Below are 26,379 nucleotides of genomic sequence, written 5' to 3'. Positions count from 1 at the left end.
CCGATGCGTAGCTTTCCTAATACTCCCTCTTGGAAAAGAGAGAGTACTAGGAAAGCTACGTCTCTAGATTTTTAGTTTCACTTCATATATCGATTATAACATTATTTTTTTAGGTAAAAGTATAGGTTTCTTAGATAATTAGATTTTGAATCTAATACATATTAACTTTAAAAGGAAAACTGATAATATTACGAATATTAGTAATGACTAAATAATATAAAGTACGTATATAGGTGAACTATTTTATTTAAAAATTAATTATTGTATTGATTTATACTTTGTTATATGATACCATAAATACATAAAAGTAAATATTTGAAACATCCATATAATTCTGAGAATAGGGCTCAGAAGTCTCTACGAGAAAACCGTAAATTTTCTGTCTATGGGTGAATCTATGTTAGCATAACCTAAACTATAATGTAGGGTAATATTTGTTTATTACATATGAAGTGTGAAAAGTTTGCTGCGGGATTCTCCATGGATTCTGCAGCAAATTTTTATTTTATTATAGGTCCAATTGTAATTAAAAGTGAGGGGGAATTTACATGAAAGTTGCAATTATATTTGGCAGTAAATCTGATATTGAGATGATGAAAGGTGCTGCTGAGATTTTAAGACAATTTAATATTGAACATAGTGCCTACGTACTTTCAGCCCACAGAGTACCAGAGAAGTTAGTAGAAACTATTAAGAATCTAGAAGATAAAGGTTGTGAATGTATAATTGCCGCAGCAGGACTGGCAGCACATCTTCCAGGGGTCATTGCATCTCATACAGTTCTTCCTGTAATAGGTGTTCCAATTAATGCAGCTATTTCGGGGATAGACTCACTGCTCTCAATAGTTCAGATGCCTAAGTCAATTCCAGTAGCTACTGTAGGTATTAATAATAGTTATAATGCAGGCATGTTAGCAGTTCAGATACTATCCTTAAAATACCCAGAAATCAAAGAAAAGTTAAAAGACTTTAGGGCAACAATGAAGGAAAAGTTTATAAAGGAAAATGAAGAAGGAGTTGAATTATAATATGGAAAAAAGAGAAATGTTATATGAGGGAAAAGCAAAAAAGGTGTATTCAACAGAGGAAGCGGATAAAGTGGTAGTTTATTATAAGGACGATGCCACAGCCTTTAATGGTGAAAAGAAAGGTCAGATAGAAGATAAGGGCGTTATGAACAACATCATAGCTTCAATGCTATTTGAGCTTCTTGAAAATAAGGGAATAAAAACTCATTTTGTTAAAAAGTTAAATGATAGAGAACAGCTTTGTAAAAAAGTTGAAATAATACCTCTTGAAGTTATAGTAAGAAACACAGCCGCTGGAAGTATGGCAAAGAGGCTTGGACTAGAAGAGGGAATGGAACTGAAAACTACAGTGTTTGAATTAAGCTATAAAAATGATCTATTAGGAGACCCTCTTATAAATGAATACCATGCAGTTGGGATTGGACTTACTACCTTTAAGGAACTGGAAGTTATATTTAACATGGCAGCAAAGATTAATGATGTGTTAAAGGAATTCTTCCTACAACAGGGTATAAATCTCATAGATTTCAAGTTAGAGTTTGGAAAATTCCATGGTGAAATAATTCTTGCAGATGAAATATCACCGGATACTTGTAGATTTTGGGATGCAAAAACAAAAGAAAAGCTTGATAAGGATAGATTTAGAAGAGATATGGGCAATGTTAGAGAAGCCTATGAAGAGATATTAAGAAGAATAAGTTAGTGATAATAGGTCAGTTTTTAACACTAAGATAAAGCAATAAACAAGGTGAGTATTGTTAATTGTAACTGGCCCGCTTCCACCATCAATTGGAAATAGGGGGAATGAGTAAGATGATTAATTTAAATCAGGATAATATATTTGATCTGGAAGAGGATAAATTTAAAGATGAGTGCGGAGTCTTCGGGATATTTTCAACAGAAGATTTAGATGTTGCATCCGTAACTTATTATGGATTATATGCGCTTCAGCACAGAGGGGAAGAAAGTTCCGGTATAGTTGTATCTGACGGACAGGAATTAAAAAGCTATAAAGAAATGGGATTAGTATGTGATGTTTTTAATAAAGATGTACTGAAAAAACTAAAGGGTACATCAGCTATAGGACATGTTAGGTATTCTACAACAGGTTCTAGCAGTGCTAGCAATGCCCAACCTATAGTTGGACAGTATAAGTTGGGATCTATTGCTATTGCACATAATGGTAATCTTGTAAATGCAGATGTAGTTAGAGAGCTTTTAGAAGAAGGTGGATGTATATTTCAAACATCAATAGATTCAGAAGTTATTTTAAATCTCATTGCCAGAGGAGCTAAAAAAGGAATAGAAAAAGCGGTTGTAGATACAGTACAGGCCATAAAAGGTTCCTTTGCTATCGTGCTTCTTACAGAAGATAAGCTAATAGGTGTAAGAGACCCAAATGGAATAAGACCATTATGTATTGGAAAAGTAAATGAAAGCTATATATTATCCTCCGAAAGTTGTGCTTTAGACTCCATAGGTGCTGATTTTATACGAGATGTGGAACCAGGAGAAATTGTTGTAATAGATAAAGAAGGAATTAAATCTTTAAAGTTATCGGAAAAGACTAAATGTGAAACCTGCGCCTTTGAATATATATATTTTGCAAGACCAGATAGCTGTATAGATGATATAAATGTATATGATTCTAGAGTTAGAGCAGGGAGAAAGCTATTTGAAGAAAGTCCTGCAGAGGCAGATATAGTTATAGGAGTTCCAGATTCAGGTATTGCAGCTGCAGTTGGATATGCAGAAGCATCAGGAATTCCCTATGGCATAGGATTTATAAAGAATAAGTACGTAGGAAGAACCTTTATAACTCCATCACAAGAGATGAGGGAGAGAGCTGTAGCTGTTAAGCTAAACCCATTAAAGGTTAACGTATATGGAAAGAGAGTTGTTATTGTAGATGACTCTATCGTAAGAGGAACCACCAGCAGAAGACTTGTAGAAATACTTAGAAGAGCCGGAGCCAGTGAGGTGCATTTTAGGGTTTCATCTCCAATGGTAAGATATCCTTGTTACTTTGGAATAGATACTCCATACAGAAGTGAGCTTATAGGTAGTGGCAATTCGGTAGATGATATAAAAGAAAAAATAGGTGCAGACAGCTTGGGATATATAAGTATGGAAGGACTTTTGAAATCCTTAGGCGAAGACAAAGGTTTTTGTCTAGGATGTTTCAATGGTATTTATCCAGTTTCAGCACCAATGGAACTACCAAAGGAACATTTAGGTTAAGTAATTTAAATTTTTTAAGTTGAGGTGATAAAGTGGTAACATATAAGGATTCCGGAGTTAATATAGAAGAAGGATATAAATCTGTAGAGCTCATGAAGGAGCAGGTTAAGAAAACCTTTATTCCTGGAGTTTTGAACACACTGGGAAGCTTTGCAGGAATGTTTGAGTTAGGTAAATATAGAAATCCAGTTCTTGTTTCTGGCACTGATGGAGTAGGTACAAAGCTGCAAATAGCTTTTAAAGCAAATAAATATGATACTGTAGGTATTGATTGTGTAGCTATGTGTGTTAATGATATCCTATGTCATGGAGCGAAACCTATCTTTTTTCTAGACTACCTAGCCTGTGGTAAATTAGAAGCGGAAACTGCAGCAGACTTAGTTAAAGGCGTTACAGAAGGCTGCATTCAAGCTGGATGTGCTTTAATAGGTGGAGAAACAGCGGAAATGCCTGGCTTTTATAGCGAAGGAGAATACGATATAGCAGGTTTTGCCGTAGGTGTAGTTGAAAAAGAAGATATAATAGATGGAAGCAAAATTGAAGAAGGCGATGTATTAATTGGTATTGCCTCCAGTGGTCCCCATAGTAATGGATATTCCCTTATAAGAAAACTTGTAACTGACTTGGATAAGGATTTTAACGGAAGCAAAATAGGAGAAGTGCTATTGACTCCAACTAAAATATATGTTAAACCAATATTGAAACTATTAGAAAATTTTGAGATTAGGGGAATGGCACATATCACTGGCGGTGGATTTTATGAGAACATACCAAGAATGTTTAAGAATGAGTATACCGCAGTTATAATGAAGGAAAGTTTAGAAATTCATCCGATATTTAAGCATATAATAGAGCTAGGTGCTGATGAAGGACATATGTTTAATACCTTTAATATGGGTATTGGTTTTGTCCTCTGTGTTAAACAGCAGGATGCAGAAGAAATAATAAAAGAATTAAAGGAACTTGGAGAGAAGGCTTATAAGATTGGATACATTGAAAAGGGGAAAAAAGAAGTTATTTTAGTCTAAGTTAGTTCCAGCGACAAGCATTTAAACTGGTTGAGTTGCATCAAAGGTAGTAATTTAAATTACTTTTGGAGGAGAAAGATATGTTTAATATAGCCGTATTGGTGTCTGGAGGAGGGACAAACCTTCAATCCATAATAGATTCTGTCAACACTGGTTATTTATCAAACTGTAGTATTAAAGTTGTAATAAGCGATAGAGACAATGTGTATGCACTAGAGAGGTGTAGAAAACATAATATAAATACTTATATTATAGACAGAAGTCTTTATAAAGATAAGGTTTCAGATAAAGTTTTAGAATTACTAGAAGGAAAGATAGATTTAATTGTATGCGCGGGATGGCTTTCTATATTAGAAGGAAAATTAATTTCAAAATTTAAAAATAAAATAATTAACGTACACCCGTCTTTAATACCATCCTTTTGCGGAGAAGGTATGTATGGTATTAAAGTACATCAAAAGGCTATAGAGTATGGTGTAAAGCTATCCGGTTGCACAGTGCATTTTATAGATGAAGGCACAGATACAGGACCTATTATAGTTCAAAAAACTGTGCCAGTGTATGCTGATGATACTGCCGAAAACCTGCAGAAAAGAGTATTAGGTGAAGAACATAGAGCTTTGCCAGAGGCGATAAAGCTTATTTCCCAGGAAAAAGTTAAGGTAAAGGGGAGAAAAGTCATTATAGAAGATTAATGATACATAAATGTCTAAGAGGATACTCTTGACTACAGGGAAATATAAGGAGGGACAAAAATGTTAAAAAGAGCATTAATAAGTGTTTTCAATAAAGATGGAGTATTAGATTTGGCAAGATTTTTAGTAAGTATGAAGGTAGAAATATTATCTACTGGAGGCACATATAAGTATTTGAAAGATAATAATATAAATGTAACTGAGATTTCAGAAGTAACAGGTTTTGAAGAGATACTAGATGGAAGAGTTAAAACGCTGCATCCAGTTATACATGGTGGAATTTTAGCGATAAGAGATAAAAAAGAACATATGGACACTATAGAAAGAAAAGATATAAAGCCAATAGACATGGTGGTTGTTAATCTTTATCCTTTTTTCGATAAGGTAAAAGAGGATTTAAGCTTTGAAGAAAAGGTGGAGTTTATTGATATTGGTGGACCTACTATGATTAGGGCGGCAGCTAAAAATTTTAGGGACGTTATAGTTCTTACAGATACATCAGACTATAGTGATATAACAAGACAAATAGAAGACAATGGGGAAGTAGATTTTAACACAAGAAAAAAACTTGCAGGCAAGGTTTTCAATCTTATGTCAGCCTATGATGCAGCAATAAGTAACTTTTTACTAGAGGATGAGTATCCTGAGTACTTAACACTTTCATATAGAAAATGTCAGAGCTTAAGATATGGTGAAAATCCTCACCAAAGTGCTGCTTACTATACTTCTACTGTAGAAAAGGGAGCAATGAGGGATTTTGAACAATTAAATGGAAAAGAACTTTCCTATAATAATATAAAAGATATGGATATAGCTTGGAAGGTAGCTAATGAATTTGATGAACCAGCTTGTTGTGCAGTAAAGCATAACACCCCTTGTGGTGTAGCACTAGGAGAAGACATATATGACGCCTACCTAAAGACATATGAATGCGATACTACTTCAATTTTTGGAGGTATTGTAGCTTTAAATAGAAGGGTTGATAAGAAGACTGCAGAGGAATTAGTTAAGATATTTTTAGAAATTGTAATTGCACCGAATTTTGACAAAGATGCGTTAGAAGTTTTAACAGCAAAGAAAAATTTGAGAGTAATAAGATGTGCTGTAAAACCAGAAGGTAAAACAGAACTATCAAAGGTAGATGGAGGAATACTAATACAGTCAGCAGATGATAAGTTAACAACTGAATTAAAGGTTGTAACAACTGTTAAGCCTACAGAAAAGGAATTGCAGGATTTATTGTTTGGAATGAAAGTTTGCAAGTATGTAAAATCCAATGCTATTGTAGTGGTAAAGGATGGAATGGCAAAAGGAATTGGTGGTGGACAGGTTAACAGAATCTGGGCAGCCAGTGAGGCTCTCCAAAGAGCTGGGGATGGAGTTGTACTTGCTTCTGATGCATTTTTCCCCTTTGAAGATGTAGTTCAGGAAGCAGCTAAGTACGGAATAAAAGCTATAATTCAACCTGGTGGTTCAATAAGAGATGAGCAGTCTATTGAGGAATGCAATAAAGAGGGAATAGCTATGGTATTTACCGGGATGAGACACTTTAAGCATTAGAATAATAGAAAATTTTTAAATATATATTAGGTTCAAACATAATTATGATTGGAGGAAATATATGTGAAAGTTCTAATCGTTGGCTCTGGAGGAAGAGAACATGCTATTGCATGGAAGGTAGCTCAGAACCCTTTAGTAGAAAAAATATATTGTGCACCTGGCAATGGCGGTACTGCTGTTGAAGAAAAGTGTGAAAATGTTCATATAAAAGACATAGAAGAACTTGCTGATTTTGCTGAAAAAAACAAAATAGATTTAACAGTAGTAGGACCAGAAGATTTTCTTATCAAGGGAATAGTAGACAAGTTTAAGGAGAGAAACTTAAAAATATTTGGTCCATCAAAGGATGGAGCAATGCTAGAGGGCAGTAAGGCATATTCAAAAGATTTTATGAAGAAGTATGGAATTAAAACTGCAGCTTATGAAGTTTTTGAAGATAAGGATAAAGCTCTAGATTATATTAAAAGTTGTGAATATCCAGTTGTAGTTAAGGCGGATGGATTAGCTGCGGGAAAAGGTGTTGTTATATGTGAAACCTACAGTGAAGCTGAAAGTACCATAATTGACTTTATGGTAAAGGATATTTTCAAAGGATCAGGAAAAAGATTAGTAATTGAAGAGTTTTTAGAGGGAGTTGAAGCTTCTATACTTTCTATAACAGATGGAGAAACAATAATACCATTTATATCTGCTAAGGATCATAAACAGATATATGACGGAGGGAATGGTCCAAATACAGGAGGAATGGGTGCTATATGCCCGAATCCCTATTGTACAGAGGAAATTCTAAGCTCTTTCAAGAAAAATATTATGGAAGGAACCTTAAGAGGTATAAAATCAGAAGGATTAAACTATATAGGAATAATTTTTTTCGGTATTATGATTACTAAAAAAGGAGTATACCTTCTAGAATACAATGTCCGAATGGGAGATCCAGAAACTCAAGCAGTACTACCATTAATGGCAACTGACTTTGTAGATTTGATACAAGCAGCCTTAGACAAGAAGTTATCACAATACAAAGTAGAATGGAATAATGGAGCTTCCTGCTGCGTTGTGGCTGCTTCAGGAGGATATCCTGGTAAATATGACACTGGATTCGTGATTGAGGGCTTAAATCATGTATCTAAAGTTTTTGGCGCTGGAATAAAATATGAAAATGATATTTTTACAACTAGCGGGGGAAGGGTTCTTTCTGTTCAGTCCTTAGGCAAGAGTATGGAAGAAGCAAGAAAATCAGCCTATGATAACTTAAGAGATATTGATTTTCAAGGAATTTATTTTAGAAAAGATATAGGAATAATTGAATAAGTAAGGTAGGAAAGGTGAGATGCATTAGTGGAATGTATCTCACCTTTTTATTAGTATTGTTTTAAGTGGAGAATAACACTTAATAAAAAGTTAAGAATTAGAATAAAGGGGAAGCCTAGAAATAATGTTAAGATAATAGTAAAATATGTTATGAATGCTTAATAAATATATGAGACCTATAACTAAGTTTGGAGGTAAAAATGAAGGATATAGAAAAAAAGCCAGAAAGAAGGACGAAGAAAAAAAGAAAAAAATCTTTAGGGAAAATGATAATAGTATTTCTAATCTATGAATTTATAGTGGCGGCGGTAACAACTCCCCTTATTGTTTTTTACGGACCATTTGAAAATGTTAAAAGAACTATGGTAGGAACTGCAATGGCAACTTTTACCCACCAGTATATAGCTACTACCTTTTTATCAAAGGATGAAATAGATGAAATTTTAAAGAGCTCTAAAAGTGGTGAAACTACTAGTAGTGAATCAGAAAATTTAGGGGGAATTAAGGTAGCCCATGTAGCAGACAAAGGAATAGATAGATATGATATACATACTAAAAAGTTTGACGGCTATATCCTAGAAATTAAAGATCCTACAAGAATAAAGATTGGATATACGAAAAAATTAGGAGAAGTAGGTCAGAGAACTAGTGAGATAGCTGAAGAAAATGGAGCTATTGCAGCAATCAATGGAGGAGGCTTCACAGATAGATCATCTAATGGAAAGCTATGGGCTGGAACAGGAGCATATCCAGAAGGAATTGTTATATCTGACGGAAAAACAGTGTATAGTGACATCAATGCTAACGAAAGAGTAAATGTTACAGCATTCACTGCTGACGGAAAATTAATTGTTGGAGATCACACCTTAGAAGATTTGAAAAAACAGGGGGTTGTTGAAGCGGTATCCTTTAGAAATACACTGATAATAAATGGAAAGACTGTCGCTGTAGAGGATGAGGGGTTAAACCCTAGAACTGCTATAGGGCAGAAGGAAGATGGAACTATCATAATGGTAGTTATAGATGGAAGAAAAGGATTAAAACCTGGCGCAACTCTAAAAGAACTTCAGAATATACTCCTGCAGCAGGGAGCTGTAAATGCAAGTAATCTTGATGGAGGATCTTCTTCAACAATGTACTTTAATGGAGAGGTTATAAATGATCCTTGTGACTGGAATGGAGAAAGAACTATAGCCACCGCTTTATATGTAAAACCTTAGAGGAGAGTGTAATAATGAAAGGATTTAAGAAAATAATCTTATGGACTTTAATACCGATAACCTTAGAATTATTAGGAATATTTTATATAGATCAATTTTACTTAAATGATGAAACCAGCTTTAATACTAAAAAAATAGATGTAGCTACAAAAAAAGGACCAAGTAAAATTAATGTTAAAGTTGGTGATGAGGCTAAAAATATTAAAGCTTCCTATAATGGGAAATACATTTCTTACTATGAAGATGAAAGTATTAAAGTTGTAGATACATCAAATAACAAGAAAAAAGAAATAACCTTTGAGGATGGTGGAAAACTCTCTTCATATAAGTGGTTGCCAGACAGAGATATAATGCTTGTAGCTGAAAAATACAGCAATGGCAATCTTGGAAACTATTTAAAGTTTAAATCCTACAATGCTAAAAAAGATGAAAAGCTCCCTTTAAGTGATGAAAATAATAAGGAATTAAAGATACCATTGTTAGATGGAAAATACGAGGTTTTAGACATAGCTCTTTCCACTGCCACAAATGTAACCTACGTTAAGGTTGGCAGAGAAGGGGTAAGGAGTAAACTTTATCGTATAAATGTAATGGCACAGCTAGAGGAAACAAAATACTATAATGGTAAGCTAGGTGAGATAACTGCATTAAATAAAGAAGATAGGTTAGTTTATCAGGATGTAACCTATAATAGAATACGAGTAGTTGGCTTGAAAAATCCTATAGCTACAGGAGAAAATGCCATACATTATCTTTTGGCTTCAGACAGTGAAGATAGTGTATATATTGGAAATGGAGAAGATGAGAAGGTTAAAAAAATATTTGTTGCTAGTCTAAAGAAGCCGAGAGAGCAGTGGAAAATTTTAACCCTTGAGGAAAGGGTTAACAAGGGTAATATATATATAACAAATAAAGGGAAGATTTACATTAATGAACCTTCAAAGAGTTTGGTTAAAGATTTGGAGTCAGGGCAAGAAGTTCAATATGAAGGGGAAGTAGTAGAAATACATGACTTTGGAATTATAGTCAAAGATGGAGGAAAGATCAGCGGAAAGTTATTTTAAAAATGTTAGTTTAATATAAATATATATTGATATAGTGATAATGAAGGTATAATTGCATACCTTCATTATTATTTTAACGCAATAAAAGACTAAAAAGGTATTAATATGCTTAAGAAATTGAATATTCTAATAAATAATTGTTAGAAAATAAATATAATTTTAAAATAAGAAAAATATATATTCTAGTTTTGCAAAAAAAACACAAATTGAAGATAAAAATAAAAAATAAAAATTTTTTTTTTGACAGTTTTAGGTTATATAATTCATACCAATATTTGTATCCATTGATTTTAGTGGGTTTGGTTAAAATTTCAAAAAATATTTACAAAATATTCAAAATATTCCGACAAGTAGAAGTTTGTCCGAATTGTGTGCTATAATTACAATAGTTAAAAAATTCAATAAATTTTAAACAGTTCCTAAAATTTTAAATTTTGAGAGGAGTGTAGCAAATGGCTAGTAACAACAAATCTATCTTCAGGACCAAGTCGATTGAAGGTCTGTTGGCTCAGACAGCAAGTAAAGGAAAAGGGCTTAAAAAGGTTCTTGGAGCATTCGAGCTTACCATGCTCGGTATAGGAGCTATAATTGGTACAGGTATCTTCGTTCTTACAGGGGTTGCTGCAGCAGACTATGCTGGACCAGCATTGGTATTATCATTTGTATTTTCAGGTATTGCTTGTTCTTTTGCAGCGCTATGTTATGCTGAGCTTGCAGCTATGATCCCAGTAGCCGGTAGTGCTTATACCTTCGGGTATGTTGGACTTGGGGAAATTTGGGCATGGATCATAGGATGGGACCTTGTACTAGAATATGTAGTTGCCGTTGCGGCAGTTGCAGTTGGTTGGTCAGGTTATATTGTGTCATTACTTAAAGCAGGAGGGATAACTGTTCCTGCAGCATTATGTAATCCGCCAGGACAAAATGGAGGTATCGTAAACTTACCAGCAGTTATAATTCTATTTATTATTACATTATTCCTTTTAAGAGGTGTTAGTGAAAGTGCTAAGTTAAATAATATACTAGTTGTAATTAAATTAGCAGTAGTTATTATATTTATAGCACTTGGTGTAGGACATGTTAACCCAGCTAACTGGAATCCATTCTTCCCATATGGAGTTAGTGGTGTATTTAAGGGTGCAGCAATCATATTCTTCGCTTATATCGGATTTGACGCAGTTTCAACAGCAGCAGAGGAAGTTAAAAATCCTCAAAGAGATTTACCTATAGGTATAGTTGGATCACTTTTAGTATGTACAGTTTTATATATCATAGTTTCAGCTATATTAACTGGTATGGTTCCATATGCACAATATCATAACAATGCAGCTCCAGTTGCTTATGCATTAGCACAAGTAGGAATTAACTGGGGATCAGCACTAGTATCTGTTGGTGCAGTATGTGGTATAACTTCAGTTTTACTTGTTATGACATTCGGTTCAACTCGTTTACTTTTCTCACTATCAAGAGATGGATTATTACCAACTGTTTTTGCAGAAGTTCATCAAAAGTTTGGAACACCTGTAAAGAGTACTTTACTTGTTGGTGTTATGACAATGGTACTTTCAGGCTTTGTTCAAATCGGAAAACTTGCAGAAATGACAAACATCGGAACACTTGCAGCCTTCTGTGTAGTTTCAGCATCAGTTATAGTTCTTAGAAAGAAGATGCCAGACTTCAACAGACCATTTAAATGTCCAGGAGCACCTGTTACTCCGATAATTGCAATAATCTTCTGTCTATACTTAATATACAACTTACCTAACTTCACAAAGATGGTATTTGTAATTTGGATAGCACTTGGATTTATTGTATACTTTGCTTATGGTAAGAGCCATAGCTTAATGAATTTTGAAGAAGAAACAGGAACTAAATAATCTTATAAAGTAACTGTAAATTTGTAATAGTAAAGTTTTGAGCACTTCTGCAAAATAATGCAGAAGTGCTCTTTTATCCTATGTTAACACATTAATGATTACCCTAACTACTCTGATTTTTTATAGTAATACAGTTTTCCATCCTCTATTGAGTAATTGACTAAATCTTTTGAGTAGAGGTAAGCTATAAAAGCAGAAACACCAGCAAAGTTTAAATGATACTGGTAAAAGTTAAGAGATAAATCATTTAATATAGTTATGTTTTCTAATATATCTTCACGAGTTAAGGGTTGGTCTAAAAGATCTAAGATTTGTTTTTCATATCTTTTTATATTCTCCAAGTTTTTATCTGAAAGAGATATAATTTGATCCTTACTTAAAATAGAGCTGGAATGACTAATGACAAAGTAGTCCGCATCAAGTTCTTTAATTCTATTTAAGGTGTTAATACTCTCGGCTATATCGTAAAGATACGGAAAGGAGTATTTTTCTAATATTTCTTCACTAAATATTGAATCACCGAGAAAACAAACTTTTTCAGGTGTGATTATTCCTACTTGTTCTATTGAGTGACCTTTTAAAGAGATTATTTCAAACTTTTCATCGTTAATTTTATTTATACCATAATCAAGAATAAAATCTACATTAATAGGTTTATTGCTGCTGGTAATAGGCTTCATAGGGGAAGAAGAAGATAGAATAGAAGGTTGAAGTTCTTGATTTTCCATGAAGAGTTTTTCCCTTAAGGAAGTATATACTAGACAGCCAGGGTAATTTTTTTGAAAATAGTGGTTTCCACCACAGTGATCTAAATGGTTATGAGTATTTATAATGTATTTAGGATGAAGATTATTTTCCTGAATAGCCTGCTCTATTTTTTTTGCATCTGTATTATTTGAACCAGTGTCAATTATAAGGCAGTTTTTATTTTTAAATACAAAGATACCAGAATTTGTAGCAGCATCTATATAGTAAGTGTTTCCTTTAATTTTGCTCAAGTTCATAAAATCACTTCCTTTTCAACTTTGTGGTAAATTTATAAATAAATAATAACATTGTAAATAGTTAAATTCAAATATAAGTATAGTTATTACTGGTAGAATAATTAGTGGACAGTTGAATTATACAAAAGATTTTGAAATTTTCCTCTATACATGTTATAATTTTTAGTAAGTTATTATCAATTATTTTTATTAATTTCTAGAAGTGGAGGTTTGGGGATGGATGCAAATGCTAGTTTAATGAATAGTTTAATGACCCTTTTAGGACTTACAGGTGTTATTCAAGGAATAGGAATGAAATATAGTAAATCTGTTAGAAAGAAGCTTATGCTAGATGCAAAAGGAGTAGATAAAAAATATATTAGTTTTAAAATAAATTTTCTTATTATAACAGGAAGTGTTTTGTTAATAATTCAGACAGCAGCCTATTTTAGTCCAGCATTAGGAGATAAGCTGCAAATATTACTTTCTGCTTTCTTGCTTTTAGCGATAACAGCAGATCTTGTATATAAAAAATTTATACGAAAAAGATAATTCAGTAAGCTCTGGAGAAACTCTCCAGAGCTTATTAAATTTATTCTATTGACATATTTAACTAGCAAAACAAATACATGAATTTATATAATTTAGGGCATTTTAATATATAATTGTTAAAAAATATAATGATTGAATGATACTATTTAAACAAAAAGAAGTGTTTGTTTGAAAAATACAAAGCGCAGATAGGTAAAAGTGTCGTAAAAGATAAAACTTTAACCTAAAATGTTGTAAAATCTTTAACAATGGTTTATAATAAGGTTTGTCAATTGACAAATTTAAACAAAATATTTTTGATGAGGAGGAAGCTGAATGTCATCAAATACAAATAATAATAAAAAATTGACTATGGTATCATTGGTTTTAATGATTTTTACTTCAGTATTTGGATTTGCAAATATGCCTAGATCCTTTTATTTAATGGGCTATGCTGCTATTCCTTGGTATATCATATCTGGAATAGCCTTCTTTATTCCATATGCCTTTATGATGGCTGAATATGGTGCAGCATTTAAAAATGAAAAGGGTGGAATTTACTCATGGATGGAAAAGTCTGTAGGACCTAAATATGCCTTTATAGGTACATTCATGTGGTTTGCATCCTACATAATTTGGATGGTTAACATATGTTCGTCTATTTGGATTCCGCTATCAAATGGTATATTCGGAAGAGACACAACTGCAGCTTGGGCTATACCTGGATTAAACTCAACACAAACTTTAGGTTTACTAGGTGTACTATGGATTATATTAGTTACATTTACTGCATCTAGAGGATTAGAGAAGATAACTAAAGTTACTTCTGTAGGAGGAACTGCTGTTACATTATTAAATGTAGTGTTAATAATAGGAGCAATAATAGTATTGATAACAAGTGGTGGTAAATTAGCAGAACCTGTTGTTTCTGCGACATCTTTTATACAATCACCTAATCCATCCTATCAAACTGGCTTTGGAGTATTGTCATTCCTAGTTTTTGCTATATTTGCTTATGGCGGTATAGAAGTTGTTGGTGGATTAGTAGACCAAACTGAAAATGCAGAAGTTACATTCCCTAAGGGAGTTACCTTTGCTGCAATAGTTATTTCTATAGGTTATTCAGTAGGTATATTCCTATGTGGTATATTCACTAACTGGAGCCAAGTACTATCTGTAAAGGGAGTACACATGGGTAACGTTGCATATGTAGTAATGCAGAACTTAGGATATCAGTTAGGCTTAGGATTTGGATTAGGAGAAGCTGCTGCTCTTACTTTAGGTGCTTGGGTAGCTAGATTTGTAGGAGTATCAATGTTCTTAGCATTAACGGGAGCATTCTTTACACTATCTTATGCTCCATTAAAACAGTTAATAGAAGGTACCCCAGCTGAGTTATGGCCTGGAAAAATGGGAATAGTTGAAAATGGAATGCCTAAAAATGCTATGTGGATTCAATGTATAACTGTTATAGTTTTTATACTATTGGTATCCTTTGGAGGAGAAGGAGCAGCTCAATTCTTCTCAAAGCTAGTTTTAATGACTAACGTAGCAATGACAATACCGTATCTTTTCTTATCTGGAGCCTTTGCGTCATTTAAGAAGAAAAAAGAAATTATAAAGCCTTTTGAAGTTTACAAAAGTTATGGTAGTGCTTTAACTGCATCAATAATAGTTACTTTTACAGTAGCTTTTGCTAACTTCTTTACAATAATAGAACCAGCAACAAGAGGTGACATGAGCTCTACAATATGGATGATTGCTGGACCACTATTCTTTACAATTGTTGCGTTAATAATGTATTCAAGATATGAAAAGAAAACTGCTGGACAGAGAAAAGATAAAGTAGCATAAAGAAGAACAGAGAGAAGTACCTATATGACTTCTCTCTGTTTTTTATTTATAATGTGTAAAAAAATGTTATTAAAATAGGAACTAAAGAAGTCAATATTGCTCCATTTAGAAAGGAGACCACTGCGATTTGAGGCGTAGTTGCTTTTGCTATTAGAGGCAGCGTAGTATCCATAGAGGTAGCTCCAGCAGGAGCTATGGCAGTATAGTGATTAAGTTTAGTAGCCAAGATAGGAATCAATATCACAGCTATAAGCTCCCTAAAAACATTTGTAAGAAAAGCTATAGTGCCTACCTGTGCATTTTCAAGGTTTGTAAGTAGTATTCCAGAAAGGCTATACCATCCAAAGCCTGAAGCTATAGATAAACTGGATTTTAGAGGAAGACCATAAATAAATGCTGTCATAAGTCCACCTACAAGACTTCCTAGCACTATACATATTGGTATTAGTATAATTCCAATACCATTCTTTTTTAAGTCACTGAGAAGGTTTTTATTTGAACCAACGTCTATTCCCACAGAAAGTATCAAAAAGTTTAGTGCTATAGTAGATAAAGTATTCAAGTTACCAATAAAGCTTTCAGGCAGCAATAAGTATCCACAGAGCATTCCTAAGGTAACTGCAACTAGTATGATTTTAGTCATTATTCTCCCTCACTTTCATAAAACGTGAAGTGATAAAAAACACCAATATAATGCTGAATATAGAGGTCAAAACTGCAAAAGTTACTGATATTTGACCTATATTTTTTAGGTTATTTACAATGGATTTATTAGCACCAGCAGATGCACCCATACAGAATAAGAGAAAGACAACTCCTATTTGTTGAAGCTTGCTATTATAGTTTTTTTGTTTATCTGATAAATTTATAAAATATCCAATAGCTGCACCAATGCATAGGGAAATAATAATTGCCCACATAAATATAGTCCTCCTTATATCTTTTTCATACTGCAATAATCCCTATTATTGCATTTACTGCAATCATGATCCTTCTTATTGGACTCTCTTTTTTCGTCTGCCCCATATATATAAGCCATACTCCTTACAGATGATAGCATACAGTCATCTACCATAGTGATACCTAGAAAGTTTTCTGCATCTAGTTTATCTAATATATTTTTTTGATACCATAAAGGTATTTCTCCATCACCTGGTGCAATTCTGCAGCTGAGACCTAGTCCTAGTTTATTACATTTTTCATAAATTTCTTTAAAAAGTTGAGAGCTAAGTTCAAACAAATATGAAGTAGCCATAGCGTCTAGTACCATACCATCCTTCATTCTCCCATAGGAAAATAATTGGTTAACCTGCTCTGTAACTTTATCGCCCATAGTAATAACACAATAAACTATATGCTTACAATCTTGAATTACATCAAATTTAAAGTCTTCTCCCTTTTGTTCTATTGTAAAAATAGCAGCAGGTTGCACTGAATCATAGAGTACAGGCAATAAGTTATTATACATAGAGTCTATTTCTTCATTAGTTATAAACTCGCAATAGGATTTTAAGGTGTTTATTACAATACCTTTGTCCAATTTAAATTGAAAATCTAGTATTACATCCATAACTTTCCCCCCCCAATATATTTATATTCCCCAACAACAATTATACAACAAAAAGGCTTTTTCACACAGGGATTATTCAATGAAGTAGGAATTTTCTAAACAAAATCCCCTGAAGGATTCTTCAGGGGATTTTGTTTAATGTTGATTTTATATTCATAGAATAAGGTTTTGGATAAAGGTTAAAAAACTAAAGCAGCTCCTTTAATTTTTCTTCGATATATTCTTTTATTTCCTTTCCATCTACGAAAATATTATCATCTATATCACTTGGTTTCACTCTAAAGAAGTTTATAATTAACTTATTATCTACTATTTTATATTCGTCTAGATGCATTGGAGATATTATAACTTCTAGCTCTTCATATTTTTCACCAAGAGGTGTACTTTGTAGTTTTTCTAAAACAGTATCAATATTAAGCTTTTTTAGAGGTTGAACCATTAAATCAGTGTATCCTAGGTCCTCCATCATCCACATATTGTTGTTCCAGAATCTTCCCTCTTTCTTATTAGCTGCCGAGAAAGGTTCTCTATTTGTTATAGCACTTAGTACCTTACGAACAGATTCCTCATTGAATTCCTCATCATAAATAAGTGTAAGACCAGCCATGTCTGCTACATCGTTAAGGTATTTTTCAGAAACCTTCTCTCTGTCATTAGTAGCCTGCCAGTAATAAAGCATAGCTTCGATAAGATCCATATTTAGTTTAACTCTTTTTAGCATAGTAAAAACTCCCTTCAAGTCTTAATTAACATAATTTAATATTTCTCATGCCATGAAATGTATTCTACATTTATTTAGCAAATCCTTTTTTTATTTAAATTTCAAAGGGAAAATATATGACTATAATAAAAAGTAAGGGAAATATATCAATTTGCCTTACTTTTTAATAATATTTTTACCATTAGTTAATCATTCCATATAACATTTTTACAGCTACAGCTAGAGACATAGTTACAAAGATTGGTTTCATAAGTTTTGCACCTTTGGAAAGAGCAACTTTGGTTCCAACTCTTGCACCAAGTATCATAAATATTGCAACAGGTATACCTATTTTATAATCAATAGAACCATTAATTGCGAAAACAACTAAAGAAGTAATATTACTTACAAAGTTCAAGACCTTTCCGTTTCCGCCAGCTCGTACAAAGTCAAAGCTGTAAATAGATATAAGTCCAAAAATTAAAAAGGAGCCTGTACCAGGACCGAAGAAACCATCATAAAATCCCATAGATAGTGCAAGGATCATGCCTAGAAGTATATTCTTTTTATTAAGAGATTCAAATTTATCTTCCATACCTATAGTTTTTGAAAATAGACTGTAGGCTCCAACGCACAATAAAAGCACAAGTACTATAGTATTTAAGTATTTTGTATCTATAGCCAAAACCGTATTTACCCCAAGAACAGCACCAACTAGAGTAAAGGGAATTAAGTACTTTAAAATTTTAAAATCAACTTTTCCTGATTGGGCAAACTTAATTGAGCTGGTAAAGGATGCACAGGAAGAGGAAAATTTATTTGTACCTAAAGCTATATGAGGGGAAACACCTGCTAATAAGAAGGCAGGAACGCTTATAATGCCGCCACCACCTGCTATCGAATCAATAAGAGCTGCAAAAAATCCAGCTGTACATAAAAATACTAAGTTCATTGTCATAAAATACACCGCCATTACATTAAGTTATTTATTCAAATAAGATATTATCATAAAAAATAGATATGCACTACTAGCTTATAAAGTGATATAAATAAAAAGAAGCTTATCCATAGAAGGAAAGCTTCAAAAAAGTTTATATATTATTGTTATGCTATTGTTTACCTTCTGATTTAAACTTTTTTAGCAGGTTGTGCTTTAAAATATCATCAGAATACTCTAGCTGATTTATTACATCATCTTTTTTCTTTTTTAAGACCTCTGTTTCTGTTACTTTTTCATAGGTAGTTAGGTTGTAGTAGGTGTTAGTTTGGGCCATATAATAATACTTCCCATCAGTAAAGGAACCGTCCCTAAAAACTACTTTTTCCTCTTTAGAGTTAAATAAATCCCTACCCATTAAGCCCTTATTTGGAAGACTAAATAAATTACATAGTGTCGGATAGATATCTATTTGGCCAGCATAGATGTCATTTACGCCCTTAGGAGATTCGTTAGGGAAGTGGATAATTAATGGTACCTTCTGAAGCTGAGCCCACTCTATATCTGATAGGGAAGATTTATTTAAAAATGTAGATAACTGATTTATCTGTTCCTTAGGAATAGCATAGTGATCTCCATATAGAACCACTACAGAATCTTTTAATATTCCTTCTTTATCTAGTTTATCAAAGAAAATTCCAAGCTGTTCATCAGTGTAATGTATGGACTTCATGTAATTTCCAAGAAGAGTGCCTTCATAGGAAGCTACATTAAAGGGGCCGTACTTGCTAGGATCATCATAAGGAAAGTGACTACTTAAGGTTATTAAAAAGCTATAGTAGGGCTTATTCAAGGTCTTTATCTTTTCTACTGCTTGATTTAAAAAGGACTTGTCACTTAGACCAAGGCCAACAGTTTCATCAACTGTATAACTTTTTTCTCCGTAAAAATTATTAAATCCAAGCTTTTTATACATTACGTTTCTATTCCAGAATGTCTCTGTGAAACCATGTAGGGCAGCAGTATCGTATCCAGCTTCTTTAAAGTTTTCAGGCATTCCATTAAATTCGTTGCTAGCATATAAAAAGTAAGCGGCACCAGAAGAAGCAGGGTATAAGGAGTTATTTGTCATAAACTCTGCATCAGAAGTGCCTCCAGCTGCAGTTTGATAAAATATATTATTAAAGTAAACACTATTTTTAGCTAGCTTATTTAAATTAGGAGTTATTTCTTCACCGTTAACCTTACTATCTATAACAAAGCCTTGAAGAGCCTCTACCTGAATCATAATCAGGTTTTTGCCTTTCGCAGCTCCTTTTAAGTTAGATTCTTCTTGGGAATTTGTTTGCAGAAAGGTTTTTATTTCTTTTTCCTCTACATTGGAAAGAGGAGTTAACCTGCTTATACCGGCAGATACAGAATTATAAAGGTCCAAACTGTGGTAGTTTACAGCACCAAGTTTTCTAGTTATATATACCTTGTTATACATTGTACTTAAAAGTCTAGGCTGCTCCTTTGATAAGCTGTAAAAGCTTTTAATGTTGGCAGTTAACCCTATAATTAAACAAATCATAAGAAGTGAAAACCTAAGTTTTTTTGGCAACTCTAAGTTGTCTTTAGCTCTATAACCCCTGATGAAAGGCACCATAAGCAAAAGGTCAGCAGCGTAAAGGAAATCAGTTAATTTTATGAGACTAGCTACACTGGATTTAACTGCTCCCAAGGCAACACCGTTTACTAAAACCGGTATAGATATAACGTCCTTAAAGTACCTAAAATAAGTTAAGTCGCCTATTATAAAAAGGGTTATGAGAAGGTTACAGATATATAAGAATTTTATTCGAAATTTATTTTTAAATAAAAGAGATATAGCAGATAGAATTAAAACTGAAGCAAGTACTGGAGGCAATAGTGCAGCATAGGAGAAATAGTCTGGCTGCATTTGACTACCGTAAACTAGAATTTTAATTGTTATAAAAAGTACAAATAAAAATAAATCTATATAGGCATTCATAAAGAAACTTGCTTTTTTCATTAATAAATCCTCCAATAAGTATGTAAAATTAATCCTTCTAAATTATAGAATAGATATATGTATAATCATAAAATAATTTGTGAATAAATTATTAAGCTGTTGCAGATATGGGGCTTTAAATACTATAATTAATAAAGGCTTATATATTTTAACAAATAGATAAAAGCTATGCAACAACATCTAGTAGTATATGAAGTATTTTTAGATTGGTATTTACATACGGGAAATAGTATAGCATAATATATTTGTTATTATAAGAAAAAATAGGAGGGAAAGTCATGGAAGATAAGGATGAAATTCAAGAAGGTCTTATTATAGATGAAGAAGCTAAAAAAGAATTCTTAGAGGAGTTAAGAACTAAAAATTTAGAAGAAACTCAGGAAATAGAAAGAGCTAAAATTTTAGCGGCCCTTAAAGAAAGTGAGAATACCAGTGAAAATACTATAGAAGAATCGGCTTTAGATAGCGTTGAAGATAAAAATATAAGTGTAGTTGAAGATAAAAAAGATGAAAAGAAAAAGCCAGAGTTCTGGATGAAAAATTTTAAAGCATCATTTATAGATACAGCTGTAACAGCTCTTTTATCTACTGCAGCTCTATTTTTGTTTGATCTTATTTTAAGATTAATATTCGGATATTATGTTGCAGATTTAAAAGGAGTATATATTATAATATTCTTAATAATACTAGTTATATATCCACCTATAATGTATAGATCAAAGCACGGCAAAACTATAGGCGAAAAATTTGGCAAAAGAGAAGCGTAAGAAGGAGAAGAGTAAAAGTTGAGAAAAGGCAATGAATATGAATTTAACATAGAAAAGACTCAGTTTCCTGGTACAGGAATAGCAAAAATGGATGACCTTAAAGTTTATATTAAAAATGCAGTACCAGGTCAGAAGGTTAAAGCAAGAGTTACTAAAAAGAGAAAAGAGTATGCAGAAGCAAAGATAGTAGAAGTAATAGATAATGTAGATTATGCAGTAGAGCCGACATGTCCTCATTTTAATCTATGTGGAGGATGCACTTCTCAGTTTTTACCATATGATAAACAATTAGAGTTAAAAACTGAACAGGTTTTGGAATTATTTCGTGAAGCAGAGATTGATGGCTTTGAGTATTTAGGTATAGAAAAGAGTCCAGATGAACTTGAATACAGAAATAAGATGGAGTTTACCTTTGGGGATGAAGAAAAGGGCGGAGAGCTTACTTTAGGCATGCACATCAAAGGTAAAAGTTTTGGTATTGTAAATGTTCACGGATGTCAGATAGTAGATGCAGACTTTAGAGTTATTTTAGATACAGTGGTAAATTACTTTAGAGAAAAGGAACTTCCTTACTACAGAGTAATGAAACGAGAAGGTTTTTTACGAAATCTTGTTGTGAGAAAGGCTAGAAACACTGGAGAATTATTAATAAATATAGTTACTACTTCTCAGTTAGACTTTAACTTTGAAGAGATTACAGAAATCCTTAAAGCCTTAAATTATGAAGGTGAATTAAAAGGAATATTACATACTATAAATGACAGCTTCTCTGATGTGGTTCAAGCTGATAGTGTAGAAGTTCTTTATGGAAGGGATTACATTATAGAAGAACTTTTAGGGCTTAAGTTTAAAATATCTCCTGAATCCTTCTTCCAAACCAATTCTAGAGGAGCAGAAAAGCTGTATAGTATGGTAAAGGACTTTTTAGGAGATGCCTCATCTAAGGTAGTTTTTGATTTGTACTGTGGTACAGGAACTATTGGTCAAATTGTAGCATCTAAGGCTAAAAAGGTTCTAGGAGTGGAGCTCATAGAAGAAGCGGTTAAGGCTGCTAATGAGAATGCTAAGCTTAATGGGTTGACAAATTGTCATTTTATAGCTGGAGATGTAGCTCAGGTTATTAAGACTATTAAAGACAAACCTGATGTAATAATTCTAGATCCACCAAGACCAGGGGTACATCCTGTGGCTTTAGACTATGTTATTAAGTTTAACGCACCAGATATAGTGTATGTATCTTGTAATCCGAAAACTTTAGTTACTGATTTGAAAGTGCTTAAGGAAGCAGGATATACTGTGGAGCAGGTTAAGCTAATGGATATGTTTCCACATACGCCCCATATCGAAACTGTGGTTAAGTTAAGTAAGTAATATCAAGGATAGGTGGTAAATAAGTAATAGAAATTACTTATTTACCACACCTTTGATTTTCTGATGATAACAAAAGCTTTCTATGAGTTGTTATTTTTGATCATAGAAGGCTCTATTTTTAAATAGTTAAATTATAGACTCTTGTACACTGACCGTTTTTTATTATGAAGGTTCTGCCTTTTTTACAATTAGATTGAACCCATCCATATTAACTATAATAAGCGGGTCTCCCTTTTTTATTAACTGGCGTTGAGAATAAACTGTCTTTGTAGCATTGTCAAATAGTCCCTTACCCTTATGATTAAAGTCCTCACAAGCTATTCCTTGTTGCCAAAGAAATTTTTGCTCTTTTTTTATTCTTTTGGATTCAATAATGAATCGTTCAATACTTATTATTGAAGCAAAAATACATATTAGGATTATAGTCTGTAAAAGAGAGTGAGATATCATTACTATTCCTAATGAGCAGATAAATACACCATTGGCGTTTGAACCTCCACGTTGACTTTTACCGTAAAAGAGTGGAAGATCTGAATATTTTTCAACGCCTATCCATACTAGGGCATATACTGATAAGAATATACCTAGGATTCTTAAAATATCAATGGGTGCTATAGATAAAAAATCCGAGCCATTTAGTTCTAATAGTTTTTTTACTAATTGCAAGGCTAGAGTTATTATAATTAGAGCAATAACCTGAGGCCAATCAATAGTTACAGGGTGTATAGAATCTAACATCTCACCTGTAGCTTTAGGATCTCCCATGTCTTTAATAGCTGCATTTTCTGCATCTTCATCACAATACCCCATTTTAATATATGCTTCTTTTTGGTCAGTAATGTGATTTTTCATTTCCACGCAAATCTCCTTTCTTATTTTTCTGTTAGAGATATTTTTAGTTAAAATACGTAAATATTCATCTGCCTTCATATTAATACACCTCTAATTCTAGTAAGGATGCCATAGTTTTAACATATTTTTGCCATATAGAAGTGTTATCTTGCAATAATTTTTTCCCCTGTAATGTTAGGCTATAATACTTGCGAACTTTTCCGTTAACTTCTTTTTCATGGTAATTTAAATATTGTTGTTTTACTAAAGTGTGTAGTAAAGGGTATAATGTGCCTGCCTTAAGTTCAAACATATTGTTTGAACTATTTTTTAAAGTTTCAATCATTTCGTAACCATACATATCTTTTTTCTGGAGTAATTTTAAAATAAGCATAGTGATATCCCCAGAATATAAACTGTTGTTAACTGACAACTTAACCACCCCTTTCATATATAGGTAATCTATATATCTATTATTAATATTATTATATATCGATAATCTATATATGTTAATAGATTAATTCTAATTTTCTTAATTTTTATTCAATTCATCTTAAAATATTGTCTGCTTTAGTAGTTAACTTGGTTGTTCCATTTGTAAAGGTCTCTGTTACTGCTGTTTGTTTACTATTATTAAAATCAATAAAAGAGGTGTTTCAAAACTAAGCAATTAGTCTTGAAACACCTCCTCTATGATTAATAACGAACCGAAAGCATTTTCGTTTTTAAAATTAATCGTTTTTATTCAACCACTTATTAAGTACTTCTATATACTTCTCATTTTCATCTACAAATGGCATGTGAAGACTAGATTCAAACAATTCCCATTCTGAATTTGGAATCTTGTCATACATTGTCTTTGCAATAAATGGTGAGCAAAGATCATGGGAGCCGCTGGTGATTAAACAAGGTTCTTGAATATCCTCAATCTCTTTCATAAAATCAAAGTTTTTTAATGTTCCAGTTGGAGTGAATTCGTTTTGACCCCATGCAGTTATATAGGACTCTGTTCCAGCAACCTTTGGACGTCTTAAGCATTCTGGTGAATCCGGCCCTAATGGATATGCACAGTGACGAAGCATGAATTCTGCCTCTGCTTCTTGATATTCTTTTGTGGAATAATCCCCGGTCTCTTCTGCTTTTGCAATAGCATCCTGCATTTTTTGTGGAAGGAATTTAATTCTTCGACGTTGTTCTTTTTCCCATAATTCAGAGGATGGTAAAGTACTAGATAAAATATAACTTTTAATTCCTTCAGGTTTGTATTCACAAGCATATTGAATTGCCTGCATACCTCCCCAGGATTGTCCTAGTAAGTGAATTTCATCTAAGCCTAGGTGTTTACGTAACTGAATTAATTCTTCAATCCATGTCTCTGCGCACCATAAGTCAGGACGGGAAGGTGTTGCGGACAATCCGCATCCTAATTGGTCATACATAATGACTGCACGACCATCTTCTGCAATCTTGTCAAGTACTTCAAAGTAATTATGTGTAGAACCTGGTCCGCCGTGTAATAAGAGCAATGGTTTCTTATTTCCAGTACATTCACCCACTATACGATAGTAAGTTTTATATTCTAGATAGGGCATGTAACCTTCGGTAATCTTCATAAAATAATCTCCTTATCTCTATTTCTGTTCAGGAACAATAATTACATCTTTTGTATATTTATTCAATACTTCGCAGCCATCTTCAGTTATGATAACAAGGTCTTCGATACGAACACCTATTCCTTCTTCTGGTAAATAAATTCCTGGCTCAACAGAGAAGCATTGTCCTGGTTTGATGATGTCTTCATTTACGGAAGAAACATCACCGAATTCATGATCTTCTAAACCACAAGAATGTCCAGTTCTGTGTGTGAAGTATTTTCCATATCCTTTTGATTCGATGTAGTTTCTTGCAGCTAAGTCTACGTCACACATTCTATTTCCAGGTTTTGCAGCAGCAATACCTCTTAAGTTTGCTTCTACAACGATGTCATAGATTTCTTTTTGTCTTTCGGAAATTTCGCCGATAAATACAGTTCTTGTCATATCAGATGCATAGTTCTTGTAGAATCCACCTATATCAAGAACAACGCAATCTCCATATTTTCCTTTTGAATCATCTGTTACGTGATGTGGATCTGCTGCTCCCTTAGCATATGCTGTGATTGGGTCGAAAGATACTTCGTTAATACCATGTTTCTTGTAAATTTCTCGAACTTTAGCATTTAATTCTTTTTCAGATAAACCTCTCCCTACCCATGGAATCAATTCATCCATTGTAAGATCATTTAATCTTGAGGATTCTCTTAAGATAGCAATTTCTTCTTCATCCTTAATCATTCTTACGTAGTCAACGATAAAGGAACCGTTTACAAATTTGCTTCCTCCACCAAGTTCTTGTAATCTTAATAAGAATCTAGATGGCCATACTTTATCGATACCAATAACTTTATCTTTTTCTACAAATTTGGATAAAATCTCAACTCCGTCCTGGATATCGTTATACCATACGATTTCTACACCAAGATCCTCTTCTTGTGGGAACAGTTCATTAATAACGATCTTGTGGCCTCCGTTAACATTTAGGTATAATGCTAGTAATCTTTCTCCTGGCATAATCCATTTGCCTGTTAAATAAAAAATAGCTGTAGGATCAGAAATAATCATTTGAGGAATCTCATGTTCTTCCATTGATTTTAAAACCCTGTTTAATTTGTTTATGTTCATAGTTATTGCCTCCCAATTTGGTTATTAAATACTAGTATAATACGATTACTAATATA

The 26,379-nt window shown here is 32.9% G+C and carries 25 protein-coding genes and 1 riboswitch; of the genes, 14 read left to right on the top strand and 11 right to left on the bottom strand.

Features of this window, described 5'->3' with window-relative positions; genetic code table 11:
- Nucleotides 1-304: 304 nt before the first annotated feature.
- A riboswitch (purine riboswitch) is annotated at nt 305-406 on the top strand.
- A 142-nt stretch (nt 407-548) separates the two neighbouring features.
- The 10 genes from purE to N4T77_RS06295 all read left to right on the top strand — a co-directional run bounded on the left by purE (nt 549) and on the right by N4T77_RS06295 (nt 12,024).
- Nucleotides 549-1,028: a 5-(carboxyamino)imidazole ribonucleotide mutase gene (gene purE / locus N4T77_RS06340; RefSeq protein ID WP_261670913.1), complete on the top strand. Its 480-nt coding sequence runs from the start codon at nt 549-551 to the stop codon at nt 1,026-1,028.
- A 1-nt stretch (nt 1,029) separates the two neighbouring features.
- Entirely contained in the window at nt 1,030-1,731 is a 702-nt protein-coding gene (purC, locus tag N4T77_RS06335; RefSeq protein WP_261670987.1) for a phosphoribosylaminoimidazolesuccinocarboxamide synthase, read from the top strand.
- Between the two features lie 110 nt (nt 1,732-1,841).
- Nucleotides 1,842-3,269, top strand: a complete 1,428-nt coding sequence (purF, locus tag N4T77_RS06330; RefSeq protein WP_396125091.1) for an amidophosphoribosyltransferase — start codon at nt 1,842-1,844, stop codon at nt 3,267-3,269.
- A 32-nt stretch (nt 3,270-3,301) separates the two neighbouring features.
- The gene (gene purM / locus N4T77_RS06325; protein ID WP_261670911.1) at nt 3,302-4,297 is read left to right on the top strand and encodes a phosphoribosylformylglycinamidine cyclo-ligase; all 996 of its coding nucleotides are present in this window, start codon (nt 3,302-3,304) and stop codon (nt 4,295-4,297) included.
- Between the two features lie 80 nt (nt 4,298-4,377).
- Nucleotides 4,378-4,992, top strand: coding sequence for a phosphoribosylglycinamide formyltransferase (gene purN, locus N4T77_RS06320; protein WP_261670910.1), 615 nt, complete (start codon nt 4,378-4,380; stop codon nt 4,990-4,992).
- A gap of 60 nt (nt 4,993-5,052) precedes the next feature.
- Nucleotides 5,053-6,552, top strand: coding sequence for a bifunctional phosphoribosylaminoimidazolecarboxamide formyltransferase/IMP cyclohydrolase (purH, locus tag N4T77_RS06315; protein ID WP_261670909.1), 1,500 nt, complete (start codon nt 5,053-5,055; stop codon nt 6,550-6,552).
- A 63-nt stretch (nt 6,553-6,615) separates the two neighbouring features.
- Complete coding sequence (purD, locus tag N4T77_RS06310) at nt 6,616-7,863, top strand: phosphoribosylamine--glycine ligase (RefSeq protein ID WP_261670908.1); 1,248 nt, start codon at nt 6,616-6,618, stop codon at nt 7,861-7,863.
- A 200-nt stretch (nt 7,864-8,063) separates the two neighbouring features.
- Nucleotides 8,064-9,083, top strand: coding sequence for a phosphodiester glycosidase family protein (locus N4T77_RS06305; RefSeq protein WP_261670907.1), 1,020 nt, complete (start codon nt 8,064-8,066; stop codon nt 9,081-9,083).
- 14 nt (nt 9,084-9,097) lie between these two features.
- Nucleotides 9,098-10,147: a hypothetical protein gene (locus N4T77_RS06300; protein ID WP_261670906.1), complete on the top strand. Its 1,050-nt coding sequence runs from the start codon at nt 9,098-9,100 to the stop codon at nt 10,145-10,147.
- A gap of 452 nt (nt 10,148-10,599) precedes the next feature.
- Nucleotides 10,600-12,024 (top strand): amino acid permease, encoded by a 1,425-nt coding sequence (locus N4T77_RS06295; protein WP_261670905.1) that lies wholly within the window; start codon nt 10,600-10,602, stop codon nt 12,022-12,024.
- 107 nt (nt 12,025-12,131) lie between these two features.
- Here the strand turns inward: N4T77_RS06295 and N4T77_RS06290 are convergent, their stop codons facing one another.
- Nucleotides 12,132-13,028 (bottom strand): MBL fold metallo-hydrolase, encoded by an 897-nt coding sequence (locus N4T77_RS06290; protein WP_261670904.1) that lies wholly within the window; start codon nt 13,026-13,028, stop codon nt 12,132-12,134.
- Nucleotides 13,029-13,244: 216 nt separating this feature from the next.
- Between N4T77_RS06290 and N4T77_RS06285 the strand changes: the two genes are divergently transcribed.
- Nucleotides 13,245-13,559, top strand: a complete 315-nt coding sequence (locus N4T77_RS06285; protein ID WP_261670903.1) for a hypothetical protein — start codon at nt 13,245-13,247, stop codon at nt 13,557-13,559.
- Between the two features lie 315 nt (nt 13,560-13,874).
- On the top strand, nt 13,875-15,392 hold the full coding sequence (yjeM, locus tag N4T77_RS06280) for a glutamate/gamma-aminobutyrate family transporter YjeM (RefSeq protein ID WP_261670902.1): 1,518 nt from the start codon (nt 13,875-13,877) through the stop codon (nt 15,390-15,392).
- 46 nt (nt 15,393-15,438) lie between these two features.
- Here yjeM and N4T77_RS06275 read toward each other — a convergent pair whose 3' ends face one another.
- The 6 genes from N4T77_RS06275 to N4T77_RS06250 form a co-directional block, all read right to left on the bottom strand.
- Nucleotides 15,439-16,035, bottom strand: coding sequence for a lysine exporter LysO family protein (locus N4T77_RS06275; RefSeq protein ID WP_261670901.1), 597 nt, complete (start codon nt 16,033-16,035; stop codon nt 15,439-15,441).
- Entirely contained in the window at nt 16,028-16,312 is a 285-nt protein-coding gene (locus N4T77_RS06270) for a LysO family transporter (RefSeq protein ID WP_261670900.1), read from the bottom strand. The genes N4T77_RS06275 and N4T77_RS06270 overlap by 8 nt, the downstream gene beginning before the upstream one ends.
- Before the next feature lie 14 nt (nt 16,313-16,326).
- On the bottom strand, nt 16,327-16,962 hold the full coding sequence (locus N4T77_RS06265) for a 5-methyltetrahydrofolate--homocysteine methyltransferase (protein ID WP_261670899.1): 636 nt from the start codon (nt 16,960-16,962) through the stop codon (nt 16,327-16,329).
- A gap of 187 nt (nt 16,963-17,149) precedes the next feature.
- The gene (locus N4T77_RS06260) at nt 17,150-17,683 is read right to left on the bottom strand and encodes a hypothetical protein (RefSeq protein WP_261670898.1); all 534 of its coding nucleotides are present in this window, start codon (nt 17,681-17,683) and stop codon (nt 17,150-17,152) included.
- Nucleotides 17,684-17,864: 181 nt separating this feature from the next.
- On the bottom strand, nt 17,865-18,620 hold the full coding sequence (locus tag N4T77_RS06255; protein ID WP_261670897.1) for a TSUP family transporter: 756 nt from the start codon (nt 18,618-18,620) through the stop codon (nt 17,865-17,867).
- Between the two features lie 151 nt (nt 18,621-18,771).
- Nucleotides 18,772-20,634 carry an LTA synthase family protein gene (locus tag N4T77_RS06250; RefSeq protein WP_261670896.1) on the bottom strand — a complete coding sequence of 621 codons (1,863 nt, stop codon included), beginning with the start codon at nt 20,632-20,634 and terminating at the stop codon, nt 18,772-18,774.
- 278 nt (nt 20,635-20,912) lie between these two features.
- Here N4T77_RS06250 and N4T77_RS06245 point away from each other — a divergent pair, with 278 nt between their 5' ends.
- Complete coding sequence (locus tag N4T77_RS06245; protein ID WP_261670895.1) at nt 20,913-21,401, top strand: hypothetical protein; 489 nt, start codon at nt 20,913-20,915, stop codon at nt 21,399-21,401.
- A gap of 18 nt (nt 21,402-21,419) precedes the next feature.
- Complete coding sequence (gene rlmD / locus N4T77_RS06240) at nt 21,420-22,772, top strand: 23S rRNA (uracil(1939)-C(5))-methyltransferase RlmD (protein WP_261670894.1); 1,353 nt, start codon at nt 21,420-21,422, stop codon at nt 22,770-22,772.
- A 162-nt stretch (nt 22,773-22,934) separates the two neighbouring features.
- On the opposite strand, the gene N4T77_RS06235 is transcribed toward rlmD, so the two are convergent.
- The 4 genes from N4T77_RS06235 to N4T77_RS06220 all read right to left on the bottom strand — a co-directional run bounded on the left by N4T77_RS06235 (nt 22,935) and on the right by N4T77_RS06220 (nt 26,323).
- Nucleotides 22,935-23,702, bottom strand: coding sequence for an NfeD family protein (locus N4T77_RS06235; RefSeq protein ID WP_261670893.1), 768 nt, complete (start codon nt 23,700-23,702; stop codon nt 22,935-22,937).
- 1 nt (nt 23,703) lies between these two features.
- On the bottom strand, nt 23,704-24,036 hold the full coding sequence (locus N4T77_RS06230; RefSeq protein WP_261670892.1) for a PadR family transcriptional regulator: 333 nt from the start codon (nt 24,034-24,036) through the stop codon (nt 23,704-23,706).
- A gap of 298 nt (nt 24,037-24,334) precedes the next feature.
- The gene (gene pepI / locus N4T77_RS06225; protein ID WP_261670891.1) at nt 24,335-25,216 is read right to left on the bottom strand and encodes a proline iminopeptidase; all 882 of its coding nucleotides are present in this window, start codon (nt 25,214-25,216) and stop codon (nt 24,335-24,337) included.
- A gap of 18 nt (nt 25,217-25,234) precedes the next feature.
- Nucleotides 25,235-26,323 carry a Xaa-Pro peptidase family protein gene (locus tag N4T77_RS06220; protein ID WP_261670890.1) on the bottom strand — a complete coding sequence of 363 codons (1,089 nt, stop codon included), beginning with the start codon at nt 26,321-26,323 and terminating at the stop codon, nt 25,235-25,237.
- Nucleotides 26,324-26,379: the final 56 nt, after the last annotated feature.

Source organism: Clostridium sp. CX1, assembly GCF_025398335.1.
Classification (GTDB): Bacteria; Bacillota; Clostridia; order Clostridiales; family Clostridiaceae; genus Clostridium_AM; species Clostridium_AM tanneri.
Note: the sequence above shows the minus strand (reverse complement) of the source record. Positions and strands in the feature narration are given on the sequence as shown.